Source organism: Falsiroseomonas ponticola (genome assembly GCF_016805305.1).
GTDB lineage: Bacteria > Pseudomonadota > Alphaproteobacteria > Acetobacterales > Acetobacteraceae > Falsiroseomonas > Falsiroseomonas ponticola.
Genome location: NZ_JAERQN010000019.1, coordinates 42,068 through 61,925, shown reverse-complemented (window position 1 = coordinate 61,925; position 19,858 = coordinate 42,068). Strand labels below are relative to the sequence as shown.

Here is a 19,858-nt window from a genome sequence, read left to right as displayed (position 1 = left end):
GCTCGACGGGTGGGGCGAGGGGGTGCGGGTGGAGCGCGGCCTCGTGCGCGACGAGGACGCCATGCCCGACGAGCCGGCGGACGACGACGAGGGCGGCGAGCCGGGCCACGAGGAGGCGGGGGAGGCAGGGGGCGCCGACGATGCGGAGGACCGCTCTCCGACGCTCCCCGGCGTGCTCCGCGCCGAGTTGCTCGCGCACCGCACGGCCATGCTCCGCGCGACCCTGGCGGAGCGCCCGGACCTCGCGCTCCGGGTGATGACGCACGCGATGGCGCTCGCCGTCGTCCATCGCCACCCCTGGGGCGGGGTGGTGCGGGCCCCGCTGCCCGGCACAGGGCTGGACGCGGGCGCGCCGGGCGTCGAGGCGTCGCCCGGCGCCGCCGCGCTGTCGGGCGGCCTCGGGCGGTGGCGTGAGGCGCTGCCGGCCGATCCCGCCCGCCTCTGGGCCTGGGTGGAGGCAGCCGAAGCGGGCGAGGTCGCGGCGCTGCTGGCGGTGTGCGTTGCGGCCTCGGCCGACGCCGGGTCCGCCGACTGGACGGCGGGGGAGGGGGCGTCGGAGCCTGCGGCACGCGTGGCGGTCCTCGCCGGGCTGGACCCGGCCGCGTGGTGGACGCCGACGCGGCCGGCCTACCTCGACCGGGTGACGAAGGCGCTGATCACCGAGGCCGTGCGCGAGGGCGCAAGCGAGGCCGCTGCCCGCGGGCTGGCCGGCGCGAAGAAGGGCGACATGGCCGAGGCGGCGGCTGGGCTGCTGGCCGGCACGGGCTGGGTGCCGTCAGTACTCCGCATGCCGGCGGTCGCGTCGGCGACCTTGCCGTTGGCCGCCGAGTAGAGGGTAGCAAGGGATGCCGGGCCGCCGACAGCACGGCGGCCTGGGCGCGGCGGCGTTTTCGTGTCCCTTGGGGCTGCGGTTCGCTGGCGCCCTCACAGCGGACACACCCCGGACGCGCAGGCGAGGTGGGCCATGTCCACGGCCTCGTGCAACGCGGGATCCTGGATGCCCTCCACAATCGCCGCGAAACGGCCGAGCGCCACCTCCTCCTCCGGCAGGTACTCGTAGCCGAGCTCGCTGTCGGGCCGGCTCGGCAGGATGGCGCAGCAGCGAATGCGCGGCTGGTGCTCCAGCAGCAGGTCGCGGAACGCCTCCAGGTCGTGGCGGTCGGTGTAGATCTTCAACGTGTAGGAAACCTGGTTGCCGCGCTCCGCGCCGATCCAGTGGCGCTCCAGCATGGAGAGCCAGCGATACTGCAGCTCTGGCGGAGCCTCTGGTGCAGTGACCAGCTTTTCCCCGATGCCGAGGCGTTGGATCAGCGTCAGTGTGGGGAAGCCGACGATGGACATGCCGGGGAAGGACCGCAGCCCGCGGACCGGGTAGCCGCGCGCTTCGTAATCCGGCAGCAGCCGGTCGCTGTCGGCCGCCCAGCGCCCCTCGCCGTCGCGCGTGCCCTTGAACTGCACCCAGCGCAGGTACTGCCGCCGCGCCGGCAGGTGCGCGCCTTCCGTCAGGCCGAAGAGCTTGCTCGTCGTGCCGGCCGGCTTGACGGTGGTCACGGTGACCGGCGCCTCCAGCCCCAGCTCCGCGGCATAGGCCAGCCCCTCGGCCTTCGCAGCCTCCGACAGGCGTTCGAGCATGGCCCAGAAGGGCGCGGCGCGACCCTCGTCGAGCAGGTCGTCGAAGCCAAGGCCCCAGCGCATCCAGGCCCATTCGTGCAGCCCCGTGGGACCGATGCCCATGCGGTTGGTGCGCCGCACTTCCTCGCCGTAGAGCGCGTCCATCAGGTTGGCGCGCATCAGGAAGCGCACGCCGAGGCGCACGCTGTCCTCCACCCGCGCATCCCAGACACGCGCCAGCTCCTCCGGCACGTCACCCGGGACGACCCGCGACAGGTCCTCGGGGCACGCCAGGAGCGGCGCGAAGTCGGCGATGACGCAGTAACCGCCCGTGACGTGCAGCGTGATTTCGCCGCATGGGTTGGTGGTGACGGGGAAGCGCGCCGCCTGTGCGCGGCGCGCGAGCTCGGCCAGCAGGGGCACGGCGTGGTCCGCCTGGTAGCGGGAGGAGCGGAGGTCGCGCCCGTCCGCGTGTACCGGCTTCTGGCGTGCCGCGCCGGTGCGGTGGTCCTCCAGCTTGTCGCCGTTGATGAAGCCGGGCTCGCCATTGATGTAGCCGCAGCGCGTCGCTTCCTCGAAGACGGCAAGCGCGTGGCGGTCGAGCGGCGCCTCGCTGCCTGTGCGGGCCGCGCGCACGCCATCCCAGAACGCCGCATCCACCATGACGGAGTTGTTGGCGGTCCAGAGGCCGCCTTCCGACTTGGCGCGGACGAAGCGGAAGATGCCGGGATCGCGCCAGGACTTGGTGGCCATGCGGGCAGCGCGGCGGGCGCCGCCGACCTGGACCTCAACCGACAGGTGGTGGTCCACCAGCAGCGCCTGCTCCCAGGGCTGCAATGCCTCGTCATCCGGCGCACGGTGGCGGGCGGGTTCCAGGACGTGGTGGCGGAGGTTCACGAAGGCCCGCATCAGGGAGAGCGGGCCCGAGGCCGGGCGCCCCTGCATGCCGCCGATCGGCGCACCGCGTGGGCGGATGGCGGAGAAGTCGAGCAGCAGCGTCCGGTCGCGGGCGCCGGCGAAGGCGAGGCTCTCCAGCAGTTCCACTGCCTTGCCCCAGCCCTCGCGACTGTCGGCGACGGCGTGGCGTATCGCATCGGACGGCGCGGCTGAGGGATCGGCAAGGAACTCGCGCGCGAGCCAGGCGCGGATCTCCGCCTCCTGGACATCGGAGAAGGCGCCAAGGCCCGTGCCCCAGGGCAGCAGGCCGAACTCCGTGCCGAGCCGGTGCAGCTCCTCGCGCGTGTCGGGCCAGTCGGCGTGATCGCGCGAGAGGTGCAGCAGCAGGCGCGGGGCGGCCGCCCAATCGACGGCGATCAGCTCGTCGTCATAGGACCGCCCGACGCCGCTGCCGTTCAGCAGCAGGTAGAACAGCGCGAAGGAGGAGCTGGCGGTCGCGCAGTTGGTGAACACCTCCATGTTGCGGCCCGGCTGGTCCGCATCGCCGTGCTGGAGGTGCCGGCCGGAGGTGATCAGGGCGCCGGTGGCGATGGCGTTCCGCAGCCGCGCCTGCTCGAGGCGGTCGGCGGAGGGGCCGAGGAGCGCCATGTTGCCGGCCGCCACGCGGTCCGCCACGCGGCCGAAATCCTCGTGGTCGGCGTCACGGAACACGGTGCGGCGGGCGACCGCCAAGCCCATGCCGGGATCGAGGGTCCGTGCCGGCGCCGGCGCCTCGCCGAAGCTCGAGCCGGGAGGGGTGGCCAGGCCGAACGCGCGAAGCCCGCGGAGAGAACCGTCCATCTCATGCCTTCCTCGCCGCTCGCATGGTCGAGTCGGGAAACACAAGATATAGACATTAAAGCAGCGCGTCGCCCACCATATGTTGTAATTTCGACGGATTGCTGGGCTGTGACGGCTCGCTGAGGTGTGCCCTGCACTGGGCCGGGCCTGGCAAGCAGAAAGCCCTGCGCCTCGTCACAACCAATGTCGCGCAAGGCAGCCAGTTGGCCGGGTGTCTCCACACCCTCCGCGCAGACCGTCATGCCCAGCCCATGTGCCATCTCCACGATGCCGCCGACGATCACGTGCATGCCGCGGTCCTCGCAGAGGTCGCGGACGAAGCATCGGTCGAGCTTGATTTTGTTCACCGGCAGCCGCGCGAGCACGCCAAGCGACGCCTGGCCAACCCCGAAATCGTCGAGAGCCACCGTGACACCCATGGCGCGCAGGTCTGCGATCTTTGCGGCGGTCGTCCGGACGTCGGCGAGCGCCGCATCCTCGGTCAGCTCGAGCTGAAGCCGTGCTGGCGGCAGCCCTGTCGCCGCAAGTGCACGCTCCACTGCCCCTTTAAGATCCTCGGCGAAGCCCTCTGGCGTGATGTTCAGCGCGGCAATGGCCGCATCATCCCAGGCGGCGGCCTCGGCGCAGCCCTGGCGGAGCACCCATTGATCCAGTGCCCAGAGGCGCCCCTGCAGGCGCAGCGTCTCGAGGAGCGGCCCAGGTCCGCCTGGCAGACCGCTGTCGGACCCGATGCGCAGCAGGGCTTCCCGCCGCACCGGCGGTGCCTGGCTTCCGGCAGCGAGGGCGAAGATATCCTGCCAGACGAGTTGTGTCCGCAGCGCGACGAAGTCGGGCGAAGCGGCGATCGGCACCCAGGCGAGCCGCATGCCGACCGGTGCGAGCTCGGGGTCCGGAGCACCGGTGCCCTTCTGCCGCGCCTCCCTCCGCCGTGCCATCTCGCCGACGCAGCGCAGCGGCACGATGCCGAGCGCGCCGAGGCCGCAATCCACCACGCAGAGGCGTCGGCATTGATCGCTGCGCTCCCCACCCCGGGAGGAGGGGCTTGGCTCGTCGTGTCCGAGACCTTCCACATACGCCGTGACGGTAGCCTCGGGGATGCCGGCCGGCAGCGCGCTCAGCACGGGGAGCAAGTCATCGGCCGCGGCGGCGGCAGCTGCGGGCGCCCGAGGGATGGCCGGTATCTCCGTCATGCCTCCAGCGCCTCCACCGCGTCCGAAGACGTGCCTGGGGTCGGCGCGCAGTCTGCGAGGCTAGTGCGGTCCAGCGTGGCCAGGAACGCCTCGCGCGCCCGCCACAGCACGCCGCGCAAGTGGCAATCCGGGCTGAGGCAACAGGCGCCGCCATCCGGGCGGAAGCACTCGACCAGCGCCTGGCCCCCTTCAAGCCGCCGGACCACGCTGCCGAGGCTGATCTCCGCCGGCGACCGCGCCAGCATGACGCCGCCGCGGGCGCCGCGCAGTGTCCGCACGATGCCGGCCTCGGCCAGGTCCTGGACGATCTTGTGCAGGTGGTTGCGCGGCACGCCGACCTCCCCGGCCAGCGCCTCGGTGCTGCGATGCCGGGCAGGATCGGCGGCGAGGCGCATCAGCACCCGCAGGGCGAAGTCGGTGGAGGCGAGCAGGCGCACGGGCCATCCCTCAAATTGGTATTGACGATACCACGATCCTGGCAGAAGGTAAGTGGCATTGGAGATACCAGTTTGTCCGCCGCGCTCTCAACCTCCCCAGACCCCCACCGCCGTACGGCCTTCGCGGATGCGGTGACGGAGGCCACCGGGCTCGACCGCCCGGCCATCGAGGCCTTCCTGCGCGCCTTCTACGGCGCCGCCCGGCAGGATCCGCTGCTCGGCCCCGCCTTCGCTGGCGTCGCGGATTGGGAGGCGCATATCGCGCAGCTCACCCGCTTCTGGTGCTCGGTCGCCCTGATGACCGGCGAGTACCATGGCCAGCCGATGCGGGCGCATGCGCATCTCGACCTCGCGCCCGAGCACTTCTCCCGCTGGCTCGCGCTGTTCGAGCGCACCGCCTGCGCGTCCTTCAGCCCTGAGGGCGCCGGGCACATGCTCGACCGCGCCCGCCGCATCGCCCGCAGCCTGGAGATGGGGCTGATCCCTCTCGCGCTGCCGGCCAGCCCGCGCCGTCCGGCGCCAGGAGACCACCCATGACCGAGACCCTCGTCGTCGAGCCCGGCTTCGCCGTGCGCAGCGTGGCGGACATCGCCGCGACGCTCCCCGGCGCGACGGCGGTGTTCCGGCGCCACAAGCTCGACTTCTGCTGCGGCGGCGCGGCGCCGCTCGCCGAGGCCGTGGCTGCCCGCGGGGCGGATCTCGGCACCGTGGAGGCCGAGCTCGCCGCCCTGGTGCGGGCCGAGGCCGACGCTCCGGCCGACACCGACGCGCTGATCGACCTTATCGTCACCCGCTACCATGCCGCCCATCGCCGGGACCTGCCCGAGCTGATCCGCCTCGCCCGGCGCGTCGAGGCGGTGCATGGCGACCGCGAGGGCGCGCCGGTCGGCCTCGCCACCGTGCTGGACGATCTGGCGGCCGAGCTCGAGAGCCACATGGCGAAGGAGGAGGGGGTGCTCTTCCCCATGATGCGCCGTGGCGGCCACCCGATGATCGCGCATCCGATCGGCGCCATGCGGCACGAGCATGATGACGCCGGCGAACACCTGAAGCTCATCGAAGGCCTGACGAATGGCGGCGTTCCGCCCGAGCACGCCTGCAACACTTGGCGCGCGCTCTATGCCGGCACGCGGGCCTTCGCCGACGAGCTGATGGAGCACATCCACCTGGAGAACAACGTGCTCTTCCCGCGCTTCGGCGCCTGAGCGCGCCGGGAGGCCAGGGATGCTCGCCGACGCCGCGGAGGCCGACGACGCCGCGCTGATCGCCCATATCCTCGACCGCTACCACGCGGAGCACCGGCGCCAGCTGCCGGAGCTCCTGCGGCTGGCGCGGGGGGCCACGCCGGCGCTCGCCGAGGCGCTGTCGCGCATCGCCTACGAGATGGAGGGGCACATGCGGAAGGAGGAGGACGGGCTCTTTCCGATGATCCTAGGCGGCCATGACAACCTCGGCATGGCAGTCGAGATCATGCGCGACGACCACGAGGCGCATCTCGAACGGCTCGACGCCCTGCTGGCGCTGCCCGTCGCGCCGGGCGGCGAGGCGCTGCGCGATGCGCTCGGCCGCTTCGCCGCCGACCTGCGCGAGCACATCCGGCTGGAGGACGAGGTGCTGTTCCCGAGGTGCGGCGCATGAGCGGGGCGACGCCGGCGACCGGCGGCACCGCGCCGTCGGTGCCCATCGGGGTCGTCACCGTCTCCGACCGCGCCTTCCGCGGCATCTACGATGACAAGGGCGGGCCCGGCATCGAGGCCGCGCTTGCCCGCATCCTGCTCACGCCCTGGCACCCGCTGCGTCGCTTGGTGCCCGACGAGCGGCCGGAGATCGAGGCGGCGCTGCGCGAGCTGGCGGACGAGGGGGGCTGCCCCCTGATCGTCACGACCGGCGGCACGGGCCCCGCGCCGCGCGACGTGACGCCGGAGGCGACCGAGGCGGTCTGCGACCGGATGCTGCCGGGCTTCGGGGAGCTGATGCGCGCGGTCTCGCTCCGCGCCGTGCCGACCGCGATCCTCTCCCGCCAGACCGCCGGCACGCGCGGGCGCAGCCTGATCGTCAACCTGCCGGGCAAGGCCTCGGCCATCGCCGAATGCCTGGACGCCGTCTTCCCGGCCATCCCTTACTGCATCGACCTCATCGGCGGGCCGCGCCTGGACGCCGAACCGGCCGTCTGCGTCGCCTTCCGGCCGAAGGGGGCATGATGGGCGGGTGGGGCGAGTTCGTCGCGGCCTTCGCGGCGTTCCTCCTCTCCCACACTCTGCCTGCGCGCCCGGCGATGCGCCGGCCGCTGGCGGCGGCGCTGGGCGAGCGCGGCTATCTCCTCGCCTACAGCCTCGTCTCGCTCGGGATGCTCGCCTGGCTCGTCGCGGCGGCCGGGCGCGCGCCCTACCTGGAGCTCTGGCCCTACGCGCCCTGGCAGGCCTGGGTGACGAACCTGCTCATGCCGCTTGTCTGCCTACTGGTCGCCTTCGGCATCGCGGCACCAAACCCGCTTTCCTTCGGCGGGCGCGCGGCGGGCTTCGACCCGCAGCGGCCGGGGATTGCGGGCGTCGCGCGGCATCCGTTACTGCTGGCCATCGCGCTCTGGGCGGTCGGGCACGCGGTGCCGAACGGCAATCTCGCCCACCTGCTGCTGTTCGGTGCCTTCGCCGGCTTCGCCGCCCTGGGCATGCAGATCATCGACCGGCGCAAGCGGCGGCTCCTTGGCGAAGAGGCGTGGACGAGGCTCGCGGCGCACAGCTCCGGCTGGCCGCTTTCCGCCCTGCTCGATGGGCGCTGGCGGCCCACAGGCCCGCCCAGCGCGCTGCGCCTCTGCGCGAGCCTGCTGCTCTGGCTGCTCTTCCTGGCCGCGCATCCGGGCGCGATCGGCATGTCGCCGCTGCCGTACTGACGTGCGCCGCGGACGGCATCTTGCCGGTTCGGACGGGGCGCCCGGATTTGACACTCGCTCCGCGTCAGAGTGCGATCCCGTCGGACTGCCGGCCTCGGGATCGAATGCCTGATGCGTTCGTTGCGAGGCGCGCCCGAGGTCCCAAGGGGATAGGTGTGCCCTCGCGCGTCATGCCTTGGTCGGGTGGCGTCGCGTCTCAGGGTCCGTGACGTCCTCGACCCAGGTCAGCGCGGCGACGGCGCGTGGGAAGCCGAGGGTCGGGATTGCCAGCAACGCCACCTGCCTCAGCGCAGCGGCCGGCACGCCTTCCTCGAGCGCGCGGCGGCAATGGGAATGGACCCCTCCTTCCGACCCGGCGCCGATAGCCAGCGCCAGCTTCACCAGACGCAACGCCTGGCCGTCGACAGGCCCGGCTTCGGCGCAGGCCGCGCCCAACGCGGCATAGGCGCGCCAGATCTCAGGATAGGCCTTCGCAACCTCGCCGGCCGCCGCTGGCAGCTTCCGTTCGTCGTACATTCGATCAATCTCCTCATCGTCGTTCTTATGACGCCTGGAAACGGACAGGCTCAGCCGGGCTTCCCGTCCGGCCGCGGCGCCAGGAGCATGGGCCCGAAGACGGCCACGAAGACCGCGAAGGCCGCGATCCAGAGCAGCGCGGCCACGGCCAGGGCCGTCATGGCCGGCAGCGCCAGACCTCCGAAGACGCGCAGCAGGACGGCACCGAGCAGCAGGCCATAGGCTGCCGTGACGGGCAGCGCGGCCGTCAGGTCGCGGCCGGTGTGCCCGAGCGTCGCCCGCGTCATCACCGCCAGGATCATCATCGCGATGGCGCCAGCCGCCTGCAGGTGAAGCCAGGCCGTCGCCCAGGGCGCCGCCGTTAGCAGGAACCCCGCCTTCAGCAGCAGTGCGGCCGGGATCAGAGCGTAAGCGGCATGCAGCACCCAGAGCAGCGGTTCCTGCCCGGTCCTCAGCCCGTGCCAGCGCGACAGGCGGAGCGCCGCCAGCAGGCCTGCCGCCGCCGCCACGCCGCCGGCGAGCAGGCTGCCCGGCGCGGCGAGGTCCACCAGGACCACCGCGATCAGCGCCAGGATGCCCGCGCGATCCACGCCCGGCAGCGGCCGGAGCTCCACCGGGCGGCCTGCCTTTCGCAGCGCGTTTACCGTGAAGGCCGGCACGATCCGCCCGCCGATCAGCCCGACCAGCGCCAGCGCGACGTTCAGCGCGAGCATCTGCCCTACTGCCCAGGTGCCCGCAAACCAGCCGGCGGCCTCGCCCAGCATCAGCAGGTCGCCGATCCAGAACGCCAGGATCAGGGCGGGCGGGCCGAACAGCCGCGGTGTCCGGGCCGCGAGGAGGGCCGGCAGCACCGTGAGGAACAGTGCAGGGATCGGCAGCAGCGCCAAGGCCGCCGCGACCGCGGGCGGGAGCGGCACGCCCGGCAGGAGGACTAGCCGCGCGGCGACGAACAGCGCCGAGAGCCAGATCACGGGCCAGCCGGCGTAGCCCGGGCGTTCCGTCCAGTTCGGGACGGCGGTCAGCAGGAAGCCGCCCATCGCGGCGCCCACGAAGCCTGCGATCATCTCGTGCGCGTGCCACCGCACGTCGGGGAGCAGGCCTTCGGGCAGCCGCGTACCGTGCAGCGCTGCCGTCCATACGAGCATCGCCGCGACGGCCCAGAGGCCGCAGAGCAGGAAGAAGGGGCGGAAGCCATGCCGGAACAGCGGCATCGCGAAGGGCGTCGGGCGAGCGGCGGCCGCGGCCGGGCGCCGGGAGGTCGCGGCGGCCGGGGCGCTCATGCCGGTGGCTCCGCTGCGGCGCGGCCCATGGCGGGCGCCGGCGGCATGCCGCGGTCCACCTGGCGGAACGGGCCGTCCGGTCCCTCCGCGGCCTGCAGCAGGCCCCAGCCGAAGTGGAAGTACCAGCCGTGCAGGGAGAGCCGCCCATCCGCCACGCGCTCTGCGATGAAGGGGTAGCTGTGGAGGTGCCTAAGGCTCGCCAGCACGGCCGCCTGCTCGGCCCGGCGCGCGATGACCGGCCGGTCGGCCTCGGTCACCAGCCCGTCCATCTCGTCGCGCACCTCCGAGGCGATCTCGACCCAGTCCGAGACGAAGTCGAAGCGCCGGGCGCCGTGGTCATGCTCCAGCAGGCACCGGACGCCAGCGCAGAAGCTGTGCCCGAGCACGATCACGTGCCGCACGCCGAGCGCGACCACGCCGAACTCGATCGCCGCCGAGGTGCCGCGCGGCCGGCGGTCCGGCTCGTAGGTCGGCACCAGCGCGGCGACGTTGCGCACCACGAAAAGATCGCCTGGCTCGGCGCCGCAGATGATGGCGGGGTCGGTGCGGCTGTCCGAGCAGGCGATCACCATCACCTCCGGCCGCTGGCCGTCGAGCAGCGTATCGTACAGCTCGTGGTCGTGCTCGAAGTGCTGGTCGCGGAAGCGGTCGAACCCGTCCACGAGGCGACGCAGCGCCCCACGGGTCGGCCGGGTAGGGTTGGCGCTGGCCATCTCAGGCGATCCCCTGCAGGGGCAGCATGCCGAAGCGGCTGCCCACGGGGACGGAATCGAGCGCTGCCGGGACGCGCAGCAGGCCCTCGGCGGCGGCAAGCGGCAGCAGCCGTGCCGATCCGGCCGGGCCCGTCCGCTCCACCAGCAGCAGACCGTCCTCGGTCTCGCCAAGGGTCCGCACGGGGACATACTCGACGCGGCCGGGCTGGCGCGCGAAGCCCTCGGCCAGGACGCAGGGCGTGAGGCGCGGCGCCGCGGCGTGCAGCCCCGCGAGGCGGTGCAGCAGCGGCAGGCCGAGCGTCAGCATCCCGACGAGGGCTGCTACCGGATTGCCGGGCAGGAACAGGCAGCGCGCGGCGCCGAGCCGCCCATGCGCCAGCGGCTTGCCGGGCTTCTGCGCCAGCCTCAGCACCTCGACCTCGCCGCCCGCGGCCGCGAGCGCGGCCGGCAGGTAGTCCGCGTCGCTGCCGGAGACGCCGCCGGAGGCGAGGATCAGGTCCGCCCGCGCCGCCGTCTCCCGCAGCGCGGCGGCGAGCCGAACCGGATCGTCGGGCAGCAGCCCGAGATCCTCGACCTCCGCCGGCTGGCCCGCGAGCACCGCCCTGAGCATCGGACGGTTGCTGTCCCGCAGCCCCTGCCGCCCGTCGAGCTCGTTGCCGTTGGACAGCAGCGCCACGCGCACGCGATCCCGGACGTGCACGCGGGGGACGCCGAGCGCGGCCAGCAGCGCCACGTGCCGCGCGCCGAGGCGCGTGCCGGGCGCCAGGACCTCGGTGCCCGCGGTGACGTCCTCGCCGCGCCGGCGGATGTTCTGGCCCAGCCGCGGCCGCCGCCGAGCCCGCACCTGGCCGGCGCGCACCGCGGCGTGCTCCTCCATCAGGACGGCGGCGACCCCGGCGGGGACCGCGGCACCGGTCAGGATGCGCACCGCCTCGCCCGGCGCGACCTCCGTACCGGGCGCGTCGCCCGCGGCAATCCGGCGGCCCAGGCGGGGCGGCACATCGGCCGCGCAATCTGCGGCCGTGAAGCCGAAGCCGTCCATGGCCGCCTGGTCGAAGGGCGGCAGGTCACATTCCGCCACGACGGCGCGCGCCAGCACGCGGCCCAGCGCGGCGGTCGCCGGCATCGTGGCTTCGCGTGCGACCGGCGCCGCGTCGTCGAGCAGGATGCGCAGCGCGACGTCGGGCGCGATCAGCCCGTCCTGTTCGTCGCAGCCGCACACACGCGATCCGTCGGGCATGTCGCCCTCCCCCCCTCAATTCCGGCGTTGCCGCATCTCGGCGGCGATGGCGTCGAAGGCGGCCGCGTCCAGCACGCGACGCGCGGTCGGCAGGACCTCCGCCTCCTCGGTGGCGAGGCGCTGCCGGTAGAGCTGCGCGAAGGCCAGGGCCGTCGCCGCGAATCCGTCTGGCGCCGCGTGGCCGGCGGCGATCGGTGCCACGGCCTCTCGGAGTTTCTGGCGGAGGTCGCGCAGCGCCAGGTCCTCGGCCTCGAGGCGGACCACGAGCGCGGGCGCCGCTGCCGCCAGCCGGGGCATGATGCTGTCGGCCTCGTCGGTCAGGTGCAGCGGCAGCTCGCAAGCGAGCCAGGCGACGAGGGCCTTGGCGATCGCCGGCTGCGCGGCCCCGTGCGCGCGCCGCGCGAGGCGTTCAAGGTGGCCGAGCAGCGCGCGCTGGCGGCCATGCTCCGCCGCCAGGAAGGCGCAGGGATCCGCGAGGAGGTCGGACCCGAGGCCGCCGACCTCCGCCTCCACCGCGTCCATCGCATCCTCCCGCTACTGCACGAGGGGGCCTGAGGCGACGCCGTCGAAGGCGTAGCCCTCGATCTTCGCGCGGGAGGCCAGCACGGCGATGTACTGCCGCGCCGCCGCCTCCCAGGAGGCGCGGACGAGGTCGCGGGCGACCTCCTCCGCCACGTCCTCGAAGGCCACCGCCTGGGCCGGGAGGTGGCGATGCACATGCACGACGTGCAGCCCGTAGCGGGTTGGTACCGGCTCGGGGAGGAGCCTGCCGGCCGTGGCACCGGCGAGCGCCGCCTCGAACTCCGACACGGTGGAGCCGCGGGCGATGCGGCCGAGGTCGCCGCCCTCTTCCCGCGAGGGGCAGTCCGAGTGGAGGCGCGCGAGTTCCGCCAGGCGCCACGGCGCCGCCCTGACCTGCGCGAGGAGATCGCGCGCCCGCGCCTCGGCTGCCGCACGCTCCTCCGGCACTTCCGGATCGGCGGCGATCAGGATGTGGCTGGCCTCCCACGCCTCCGGCCGGCCGAACCGCTCCGGATGGGCGGCGAACCAGCGGCGGCGGGCCGCCTTGTCCGGCGTGGGGATACGGATCTCGGCGGCGAGAAGTGCCAAGATCGCCGCGTCCTCCTCTGCCTCCCCGGCCGCGGCGGTGCCGGCCTCGGCCGCGGCGTCGAGCAGCAGGCGGCGCACGACAAGGGCGCGTGCGGCCGCATCCCACGCCGCGTCGGGGCTGCCGGCGGGGTGGTGCTGCATCTCGGCCGCGACGTCGCGCGCGGTGATGACGCTGCCGTTCACGGTGATGTCGTGCTCGGGCAACGCCGGCCCCTGGGCCTTCGGTGCCGGCGTCGGGGCGGCGGGACGCGGGTGGTAGTGGACGGCCATGGTCTGTCACTCCGCCGGCACGCGGGGGCGCTCGTCCGCCAGGACGGGCGCGGGGATGGGCACCAGGCCTGGCCGCTGCACCGGGCCGGGCCGCGCGGTCGAGCCGCCGCGGACGCGGACGATCTGCCAGGAGCGGAACAGGTACCAGACCGGCGCGGAGAAGATGTGCACGAGGCGTGTGAACGGCGTGACGAGGAACAGCGTCATTCCGAGCACCAGATGGGCGAGATAGGGGAAGTCCAGCCCGCGGATGATGTCCGCCGCCCCGCCCTGGAAAGTGACGATCGCCTGCGCCCAGCCGGAGAGCTTGAGCATCGCAAGGCCATCGCTGTGCCCGAGCGAGAAGGGCAGTGTGATGAGGCCGAGGCTGAGCTGCACCCAGAGCAGCACCAGGATGAAAGTGTCGGCGTAGGTCGAGGTGCGGCGGATGCGCGGGTCGTAGAGCCGCCGGTGCAGCAGCAGCGACAGTCCGACGAAGCAGACCGCGCCGGCGATGCCGCCGGCGGTGACCGCGACGAGCTGCTTGTCGGCCGGCGCGATCGCCCATTCATAGGCCCAGTGCGGCGTCAGCAGCCCGAAGAAGTGGCCGAAGAACAGGAAGAGGATGCTGTAGTGGAAGAGGTTCGAGCCCCAGCGCAGCTGCTTGGCGCGCAGCATCTGGGACGAGCCGGAGCGCCAGGTGTACTGGTCGCGGTCGAAGCGGATGAGCGAGCCGATCACGAACACGCCCATGCAGATGTAGGGATAGATCCCGAACAGGAAGTCGTGGAGGTAGTCGGTGAAGCCGGTCCAGACGACGGACATGGCGTCGCTCCTTCAGCGGATGGCGTGGCTGGCGCGCAGCCCGCGCAGGCGGTCGATCATGGCACCCACCTTCGCGCGGGCGCCCTGCTTGTCGGGGTCGGATTCAGGGCCGAACACCACGGGCTCGGCCTCCCAGGCCGCATCGAGCTCAGCGAATTCCTCGGCGTCGCTCCGTTCCTGCTCGGCCGTCGGCTGCTGCGCCGGGCGAATCCCGGCCTCGGCCAGCGTGGCGGCAAGCACGGCGGCGTAGGCGCGCGCATCGGAACTGCCGCGGCCGAGCAACTTCGCATGCAGCCCGTCGAGGATCGGCGCGCACTGGCCGAGCAGGTTCGTCGTCACCTCCGCCGGCGCATGGGCGCAGAATTCGAGGAAGAGCGGCAGGAAGTCCGGCAGCTCGCGCGCATCCATCGCGAAGCCGGCCTGCTCGTAGACCTGCGCCAGCTCGATCATCGCCGGCCCGCGGTTGCGGGTGTCGCCGTGAACATGCTCGAAGAGGTGCAGGCTGGTCCCCCGGCCCCGGTCGAAGAGGCGCACATAGGCCTCCTCGCGGTCGAGCCCGTCGCCGAGGCCGAGCCGGCGCACGAGCCGCGCGATGCGCGGCGCGAGGTCCGAACGGAAGCCGGCGGCCGGGATCGCGCGCCCGATCTCCGGCAGGTCCGCCCGCAACGCCGCGTCCGGGTAGCGCAGCAGGACGGAGAGGATGGCGAGGCGGCGGTTCATCGGCCGGTCTCCTGTGTCGCGGCGGCGGCTTCGTTCGCCTCGCGGATCGCCGGCGGCGCCATGCGGCCCGCGGAGGGGCCGGTCGCGCTGAACAGGTTGCCGACGGTGCGGCCGTCGTAGCAGCCTTGGCCGAAGGTGAAGCCGCAGGACGACTTCAGGTCGAAGGCGTTCTCGGCGTATTCGCGATGCGTCGAGGGGATGACGTAGCGATCCTCGTAGTTGGCGATGGCCAGGGTCTGGTACATCAGCTCGACCTGTTCCGCCGTCATGCCGACGCGGGCCAGGATCGCCGTGTCGTCGCGGTTCTCCACGGTGCGGGCCCGCATGTGCATGCGCATCGCCATCATCCGCTGCAGTGCGCTGACGACCGGCGCCTCGGCCCCCGCGGTGAGCAGGTTGGCGAGGTACTTCACCGGGATGCGCAGGCTCTCGACGTCGGGCAGGCCGTCCTTCCAGCCGACATGTCCCGCCTCGGCCGCCGACTGCACGGGCGAGAGCGGCGGCACGTACCAGACCATCGGCAGCGTGCGGTACTCGGGGTGCAGCGGGAAGGCGATCTTCCAGTCGATCGCCATCCGGTAGACCGGGCTGCACCGCGCCGCTTCCAGCCACGCTTCCGGCACGCCGTCGGCGCGGGCCTGCGCGATGACCTGCGGATCCTCGGGATCGAGGAAGAGGTCGAGTTGCTCCTGGTACAGGTGCTGCTCGTTCTCCGTCGCCGCGGCCTGCTGGATGCGGTCGGCGTCGTAGAGCATCACGCCGAGATAGCGGATGCGCCCGACGCAGGTCTCGGAGCACACCGTCGGCTCGCCCGCCTCGATGCGCGGGTAGCAGAAGATGCACTTCTCCGCCTTGCCGGACTGCCAGTTGTAGTAGATCTTCTTGTAGGGGCAGGCGGAGACGCACATGCGCCAGCCGCGGCACTTCTCCTGGTCGATCAGGACGATGCCGTCCTCCTCGCGCTTGTAGATCGAGCCCGAGGGGCAGGAGGCGACGCAGGCCGGATTGAGGCAGTGCTCGCACAGCCGCGGCAGGTAGAACATGAAGGTCTTCTCGAACTCGCCGTAGATCTTCTTCTGGATGCCGTCGAAGTTGCGATCGGCGCTGCGCTTGCGGAACTCCGTGCCCAGGATCTCCTCCCAGTTCGGGCCCCACTTGATCTCCATGCGCTCGCCGGTCAGCAGCGACACCGGGCGCGCGACGGGCATCGTCTCGCTCTCCGGCGCGGTCTGCAGGTGCGTGTAGTCGAAGGTGAAGGGCTCGTAGTAGTCGTCGATCTCCGGCAGGTCCGGGTTGGCGAAGATGTTCGCCAGGATGCGCCACTTCGCGCCGATCCTGGGCTGCAGCGTGCCGTTGCGCTTGCGCGTCCAGCCGCCCTTCCAGCGGTCCTGGTTTTCCCAGTCCTTCGGGTAGCCGATGCCGGGCTTGGTCTCGACGTTGTTGAACCAGGCGTATTCGACGCCCTCGCGGCTGGTCCAGACCTGCTTGCAGGTGACGGAGCAGGTGTGACAGCCGATGCACTTGTCGAGGTTGAGCACCATCGCGATCTGCGCGCGGATCTTCATGGCGTGATCTCCTTTCCCATCCCGCGCTTCACTCGGCCGCCCGAAGGTCCGCCGCCTGCGGCGTGACCCTCGGGCCGTCCAGCCATTCGACATTGGCCATCTTGCGCACCACCACGAACTCGTCGCGGTTGGTGCCGATGGTGCCGTAGTAGTTGAAGCCGTAGGCGAGCTGGGCGTAGCCGCCGATCATGTGCGTGGGCTTCACGGTCGCCCGCGTGACGGAGTTGTGGATGCCGCCGCGGGCATGCGTGATCTCGCTGCCCGGCACGTTCACGATCTTCTCCTGCGCGTGGTACATCATGATCATCCCCTTCGGGACGCGCTGGCTGACGACGGCGCGCGCGCAGAGCGCGCCGTTGGCGTTGAACGCCTCCACCCAGTCGTTGTCCTCGATGCCCATGGTCCCGGCGTCGGTCTCGCTGATCCAGACGATCGGCCCGCCGCGCGAGAGCGTCAGCATCAGCAGGTTGTCGGTGTAGACGCTGTGGATGCCCCACTTCTGGTGCGGCGTGATGAAGTTGAGCGCCACTTCCGGGTGGCCGTTCGGCTTCGCGTTGTGCAGCGACTGGTGCGCGCGGAGGTCCACCGGCGGACGGTAGAGGCAGAGCGCCTCGCCGAAGGCCAGCATCCACGGATGGTCCTGGTAGAGCTGCTGCCGCCCCGACAGCGTGCGCCAGGGGATCAGCTCGTGGACGTTCGTGTAGCCCGCGTTGTAGCAGACCTCCTCGCTCTCCAGCCCCGACCAGATCGGCGAGGAGATGATCTTGCGTGGCTGCGCCTGCACGTCGCGGAAGCGGATCGCCTCGTGCTCCTTCGGCAGGGCGAGGTGGCGGTGGTCGCGCCCCGTGGCCTTGCCCAGCGCCTCCCACGCCTTCACGGCGACATGGCCGTTGGTCTCGGGCGCGAGGTGCATCAGCGTCTCGCAGGCGTCGATGTCGGTGTCCATCTTCGCCAGCTTGCCCTCGACGCCCGGCACCTCGACCGTGCCGTTGAGGTGGCGAAGGAAGCCGACCTCGTGGTCGGTCTTCCACGCCATGCCCTTGCCGTTGTTGCCGAGCTTATCCATCAGCGGGCCGAGCGCCGTGAAGCGGGCGAAGGTATTGGGGTAGTCGCGCTCCACCACGGCCACCGCCGGCATGGTCTTGCCGGGGATTGGCTCGACCTCGCCCTTCGTCCAGTCGCGCACCTGGTGCGTCTGGCCGAGTTCGCCCGGGCTGTCGTGCATCAGGGGCGTGAGCACGACGTCGCGCTCCTTGCCGAGGTGCCCGTGGCACAGCGCGGAGAAGCGCTTCGCGATGCCACGGAAGATCGCCCAGTCCGTCCGGCTCTCCCAGGCCGGATCCACCGCGGCGGAGAGCGGGTGGATGAAGGGGTGCATGTCCGAGGTGTTGAGGTCGTGCTTCTCGTACCAGGTGGCCGTGGGCAGCACGATGTCGGAGTACATGCAGGTGGTGCTCATCCGGAAGTCGAGCGTCACCAGCAGGTCGAGCTTGCCCTTTGGCGCCTCGTCGTGCCAGGCGGCCTCCTCGGGCTTCGCGGCGCCCTGCTCGCCGAGATCCTTGCCCTGCACGCCGTGCTGCGTGCCGAGCAGGTGCTTCAGGAAGTACTCGTGCCCCTTGCCCGAGGAACCGAGCAGGTTGGAGCGCCAGACGAAGAGGTTGCGCGGCCAGTTCGCCGGGTGATCGGGATCCTCGCAGGACATCTCGAGCGTGCCGGCCTTCAGCGACTGCGCGACATAGGCCGGCACCTGCATTCCCGCGGCTTCCGCCTCGCCCGCGATCGTCAGCGGGTTGCGCACAAGCTGCGGCGCGGAGGGCAGCCACCCCATGCGTTCGGCGCGGATGTTGAAATCGATCAGCGCGCCGGAGAGCGGCTTCGGCGCCGTCGGCGAGAGCAGGTCCTTCACCTGCACCGTCTCGTAGCGCCACTGGTCGGTGTGGGCGTACCAGAAGGAGGTGCTGTTCTGCTGGCGCGGCGGCCTTGCCCAGTCGGTGGCGAAGGCGACCGGGATCCAGCCCGACTGCGGCCGGAGCTTCTCCTGCCCGACGTAGTGCGCCCAGCCGCCGCCCGACTGGCCGACGCAGCCGCACATCACCAGCAGGTTGATGATGCCGCGGTAGTTCATGTCCGAGTGGTACCAGTGGTTCAGCGCGGCCCCGAGGATGACCATGGACTTGCCGCGGGTCTTCTCGGCGTTGTCGGCGAATTCCCGCGCGACGGCGACGATCTGCGCGCGCGGCACGCCGCAGACGGCCTCCGCCCAGGCCGGGGTGTAGGGCGCCATCGCGTCGTAAGCCGCCTGACCCGTCACACCGTAGTTCGCCAGGAACAGGTCGTAGACGGTCGCGACGCGCGCCGTGCTGCCGTCGGCCAGCGTGACGCTGGCGGTCGGCACCTCATGCGTGACCGTGTCGCCGAGCCTGGTCGGATTGAAGAACTCGGGTGCGCCGTCGCCGAAGTAGGGAAAGGCGACCGGAGCGGTCTCGCCGCCCGCGAGCGACAGACGCGGCGTCACGTTTTCCAGCGTGCGGGCGTCGCGGCCCTCGAGGTTCCACTTGCCCTGCTCGCCCCAGCGGAAGCCGACGGAGCCGGTAGGGATGTAGGGGGCGCCGGTCGCGTCGTCGATCGCGACCGTCTTCCAGTCCGGGTTGTTCCCCTCGCCGGCGTTGCCCGCCAGGTCGCTCGCGCGAAGCTGCCGGTCCGGGACGAGGCGCCCGTCGCGCTCCGACAGCAGCACCAGCATCGGCATGTCGGAGTACTTCCGGCAGTAGTCGAGGAAGTAGTCGCCGCGGCCCCTGGCGTGCCATTCGCTGAGGATGACGTGGCCCATGGCGAGCGCGAGCGCGGCGTCCGTGCCCTGCTTCGGATGCAACCATAGGTCGGCGAATTTGGACGCCTCGGAATAGTCTGGCGTGACGGTCACCACCTTGGTGCCGCGGTAGCGCGCTTCCGCCATGAAGTGGGCGTCGGGCGTGCGCGTCTGCGGCACGTTGGAGCCCCACATCATGATGAAGCCGGCGTTGTACCAGTCGGCGCTCTCCGGCACGTCGGTCTGCTCGCCCCAGGTCTGCGGGGAGGACGGGGGCAGGTCGCAGTACCAGTCGTAGAAGGACATGCAGACGCCGCCGATCAGCGAGAGGTAGCGGCTGCCCGCCGCGTAGCTCACCATGCTCATCGCCGGGATGGGCGAGAAGCCGATGACGCGGTCGGGGCCGTGCTGCTTCGCGGTGTGGACGTTGGCGGCGGCGATGATCTCCTCCGCCTCGTCCCAGTTGGCACGCACGAAGCCGCCCTGGCCGCGCACCTGCTGATACTCGCGGCGCTTCACGGGATCGTCCTGGATGGACTTCCACGCCGCGACCGGATCGGCGTGCAGCGCCTTCGCCTCGCGCCACAGCTTGAGGAGGCGCTTGCGGATCATCGGGTACTTCACCCGGTTCGCGCTGTAGAGGTACCAGGAGTAGGACGCGCCGCGCGAGCAGCCGCGCGGCTCGTGGTTGGGCAGGCCGGGGCGCGTGCGCGGGTAGTCGGTCTGCTGCGTCTCCCAGGTGACGATCCCGCCCTTGACGTAGATCTTCCAGGAACAGGACCCGGTGCAGTTCGCGCCGTGGGTGGAGCGAACGATCTTGTCGTGCGCCCAGCGCGAGCGGTAGGCGTCCTCCCAGGCGCGGCTCTCGGTCGTCGTCTCGCCGTGGCCGTTGCTGAAGGTGCCCGCGTACTTCTTGAAGTAGGTCAGGCGGTCGAGGAAGTGGCTCATCGGTGCGTGTCCTTCCCG

Annotated in this window: 17 protein-coding genes and 2 pseudogenes; 6 read left to right on the top strand and 13 right to left on the bottom strand. The window is 71.9% G+C overall.

Annotated features, from left to right (window positions below):
* Window positions 1–832, top strand: a pseudogene (locus JJI54_RS30555) (hypothetical protein); the annotation flags it as partial.
* Window positions 833–924: 92 nt separating this feature from the next.
* Here the strand turns inward: JJI54_RS30555 and JJI54_RS30550 are convergent.
* The 3 genes and pseudogenes from JJI54_RS30550 to JJI54_RS30545 all read right to left on the bottom strand — a co-directional run bounded on the left by JJI54_RS30550 (window position 925) and on the right by JJI54_RS30545 (window position 4,975).
* On the bottom strand, window positions 925–3,246 hold the full coding sequence (locus JJI54_RS30550) for a recombinase (RefSeq protein WP_226382254.1): 2,322 nt from the start codon (window positions 3,244–3,246) through the stop codon (window positions 925–927).
* 257 nt (window positions 3,247–3,503) lie between these two features.
* Window positions 3,504–4,214, bottom strand: a pseudogene (locus tag JJI54_RS32515) (EAL domain-containing protein); the annotation flags it as partial.
* Between the two features lie 320 nt (window positions 4,215–4,534).
* Window positions 4,535–4,975, bottom strand: a complete 441-nt coding sequence (locus JJI54_RS30545; RefSeq protein WP_318987614.1) for an RrF2 family transcriptional regulator — start codon at window positions 4,973–4,975, stop codon at window positions 4,535–4,537.
* A 132-nt stretch (window positions 4,976–5,107) separates the two neighbouring features.
* Between JJI54_RS30545 and JJI54_RS30540 the strand changes: the two genes are divergently transcribed.
* From JJI54_RS30540 to JJI54_RS30520, 5 genes are read left to right on the top strand one after another with little or no spacing between them, the layout of a single operon-like run.
* Window positions 5,108–5,512, top strand: a complete 405-nt coding sequence (locus JJI54_RS30540) for a group III truncated hemoglobin (RefSeq protein WP_203077209.1) — start codon at window positions 5,108–5,110, stop codon at window positions 5,510–5,512.
* A complete protein-coding gene (gene ytfE / locus JJI54_RS30535) occupies window positions 5,509–6,180 on the top strand; it encodes an iron-sulfur cluster repair protein YtfE (RefSeq protein WP_203077208.1) in 672 nt (223 codons plus the stop codon). The genes JJI54_RS30540 and ytfE overlap by 4 nt, the downstream gene beginning before the upstream one ends.
* 19 nt (window positions 6,181–6,199) lie before the next feature.
* Complete coding sequence (locus JJI54_RS30530) at window positions 6,200–6,613, top strand: hemerythrin domain-containing protein (protein WP_203077207.1); 414 nt, start codon at window positions 6,200–6,202, stop codon at window positions 6,611–6,613.
* On the top strand, window positions 6,610–7,176 hold the full coding sequence (mog, locus tag JJI54_RS30525; protein ID WP_203077206.1) for a molybdopterin adenylyltransferase: 567 nt from the start codon (window positions 6,610–6,612) through the stop codon (window positions 7,174–7,176). Before JJI54_RS30530 ends, mog begins: the two co-directional genes overlap by 4 nt.
* Window positions 7,173–7,865 (top strand): NnrU family protein, encoded by a 693-nt coding sequence (locus JJI54_RS30520; RefSeq protein WP_203077205.1) that lies wholly within the window; start codon window positions 7,173–7,175, stop codon window positions 7,863–7,865. The genes mog and JJI54_RS30520 overlap by 4 nt, the downstream gene beginning before the upstream one ends.
* A gap of 168 nt (window positions 7,866–8,033) precedes the next feature.
* Here JJI54_RS30520 and JJI54_RS30515 read toward each other — a convergent pair whose 3' ends face one another.
* Genes JJI54_RS30515 through JJI54_RS30470 form a run of 10 tightly spaced genes read right to left on the bottom strand, consistent with a single transcriptional unit; the run spans window position 8,034 to window position 19,840 of the window.
* The gene (locus tag JJI54_RS30515; protein WP_203077204.1) at window positions 8,034–8,381 is read right to left on the bottom strand and encodes a carboxymuconolactone decarboxylase family protein; all 348 of its coding nucleotides are present in this window, start codon (window positions 8,379–8,381) and stop codon (window positions 8,034–8,036) included.
* Window positions 8,382–8,431: 50 nt separating this feature from the next.
* Window positions 8,432–9,661, bottom strand: a complete 1,230-nt coding sequence (locus tag JJI54_RS30510; protein ID WP_203077203.1) for an NnrS family protein — start codon at window positions 9,659–9,661, stop codon at window positions 8,432–8,434.
* Complete coding sequence (locus tag JJI54_RS30505) at window positions 9,658–10,374, bottom strand: carbonic anhydrase (RefSeq protein WP_203077202.1); 717 nt, start codon at window positions 10,372–10,374, stop codon at window positions 9,658–9,660. The genes JJI54_RS30510 and JJI54_RS30505 overlap by 4 nt, the downstream gene beginning before the upstream one ends.
* A gap of 1 nt (window position 10,375) precedes the next feature.
* Entirely contained in the window at window positions 10,376–11,614 is a 1,239-nt protein-coding gene (locus JJI54_RS30500; protein ID WP_203077201.1) for a molybdopterin molybdotransferase MoeA, read from the bottom strand.
* A 15-nt stretch (window positions 11,615–11,629) separates the two neighbouring features.
* Complete coding sequence (locus tag JJI54_RS30495) at window positions 11,630–12,136, bottom strand: hemerythrin domain-containing protein (protein WP_203077200.1); 507 nt, start codon at window positions 12,134–12,136, stop codon at window positions 11,630–11,632.
* A 12-nt stretch (window positions 12,137–12,148) separates the two neighbouring features.
* Window positions 12,149–12,994, bottom strand: coding sequence for a peptidylprolyl isomerase (locus JJI54_RS30490; RefSeq protein WP_203077199.1), 846 nt, complete (start codon window positions 12,992–12,994; stop codon window positions 12,149–12,151).
* A 6-nt stretch (window positions 12,995–13,000) separates the two neighbouring features.
* Window positions 13,001–13,798: a respiratory nitrate reductase subunit gamma gene (gene narI, locus JJI54_RS30485; protein WP_203077198.1), complete on the bottom strand. Its 798-nt coding sequence runs from the start codon at window positions 13,796–13,798 to the stop codon at window positions 13,001–13,003.
* 12 nt (window positions 13,799–13,810) lie between these two features.
* The gene (gene narJ / locus JJI54_RS30480) at window positions 13,811–14,518 is read right to left on the bottom strand and encodes a nitrate reductase molybdenum cofactor assembly chaperone (RefSeq protein WP_203077197.1); all 708 of its coding nucleotides are present in this window, start codon (window positions 14,516–14,518) and stop codon (window positions 13,811–13,813) included.
* The gene (gene narH, locus JJI54_RS30475) at window positions 14,515–16,083 is read right to left on the bottom strand and encodes a nitrate reductase subunit beta (protein WP_203077196.1); all 1,569 of its coding nucleotides are present in this window, start codon (window positions 16,081–16,083) and stop codon (window positions 14,515–14,517) included. The genes narJ and narH overlap by 4 nt, the downstream gene beginning before the upstream one ends.
* A gap of 28 nt (window positions 16,084–16,111) precedes the next feature.
* Window positions 16,112–19,840 (bottom strand): nitrate reductase subunit alpha, encoded by a 3,729-nt coding sequence (locus JJI54_RS30470; RefSeq protein ID WP_203077195.1) that lies wholly within the window; start codon window positions 19,838–19,840, stop codon window positions 16,112–16,114.
* Window positions 19,841–19,858 lie beyond the last annotated feature (18 nt).

What these genes read in the sequence shown, in the direction of transcription:
- JJI54_RS30550 (WP_226382254.1), bottom strand. Translation starts at nt 3,246, where the DNA reads ATGGGCTTGGCGGTCGCCCGCCGCACCGTGTTCCGTGACGCCGACCAC.
- ytfE (WP_203077208.1), top strand. Translation starts at nt 5,509, where the DNA reads ATGACCGAGACCCTCGTCGTCGAGCCCGGCTTCGCCGTGCGCAGCGTG.
- JJI54_RS30530 (WP_203077207.1), top strand. Translation starts at nt 6,200, where the DNA reads ATGCTCGCCGACGCCGCGGAGGCCGACGACGCCGCGCTGATCGCCCAT.
- mog (WP_203077206.1), top strand. Translation starts at nt 6,610, where the DNA reads ATGAGCGGGGCGACGCCGGCGACCGGCGGCACCGCGCCGTCGGTGCCC.
- JJI54_RS30520 (WP_203077205.1), top strand. Translation starts at nt 7,173, where the DNA reads ATGATGGGCGGGTGGGGCGAGTTCGTCGCGGCCTTCGCGGCGTTCCTC.
- JJI54_RS30515 (WP_203077204.1), bottom strand. Translation starts at nt 8,381, where the DNA reads ATGTACGACGAACGGAAGCTGCCAGCGGCGGCCGGCGAGGTTGCGAAG.
- JJI54_RS30510 (WP_203077203.1), bottom strand. Translation starts at nt 9,661, where the DNA reads ATGAGCGCCCCGGCCGCCGCGACCTCCCGGCGCCCGGCCGCGGCCGCC.
- JJI54_RS30505 (WP_203077202.1), bottom strand. Translation starts at nt 10,374, where the DNA reads ATGGCCAGCGCCAACCCTACCCGGCCGACCCGTGGGGCGCTGCGTCGC.
- JJI54_RS30500 (WP_203077201.1), bottom strand. Translation starts at nt 11,614, where the DNA reads ATGCCCGACGGATCGCGTGTGTGCGGCTGCGACGAACAGGACGGGCTG.
- JJI54_RS30495 (WP_203077200.1), bottom strand. Translation starts at nt 12,136, where the DNA reads ATGGACGCGGTGGAGGCGGAGGTCGGCGGCCTCGGGTCCGACCTCCTC.
- JJI54_RS30490 (WP_203077199.1), bottom strand. Translation starts at nt 12,994, where the DNA reads ATGGCCGTCCACTACCACCCGCGTCCCGCCGCCCCGACGCCGGCACCG.
- narI (WP_203077198.1), bottom strand. Translation starts at nt 13,798, where the DNA reads ATGTCCGTCGTCTGGACCGGCTTCACCGACTACCTCCACGACTTCCTG.
- narJ (WP_203077197.1), bottom strand. Translation starts at nt 14,518, where the DNA reads ATGAACCGCCGCCTCGCCATCCTCTCCGTCCTGCTGCGCTACCCGGAC.
- narH (WP_203077196.1), bottom strand. Translation starts at nt 16,083, where the DNA reads ATGAAGATCCGCGCGCAGATCGCGATGGTGCTCAACCTCGACAAGTGC.
- JJI54_RS30470 (WP_203077195.1), bottom strand. Translation starts at nt 19,840, where the DNA reads ATGAGCCACTTCCTCGACCGCCTGACCTACTTCAAGAAGTACGCGGGC.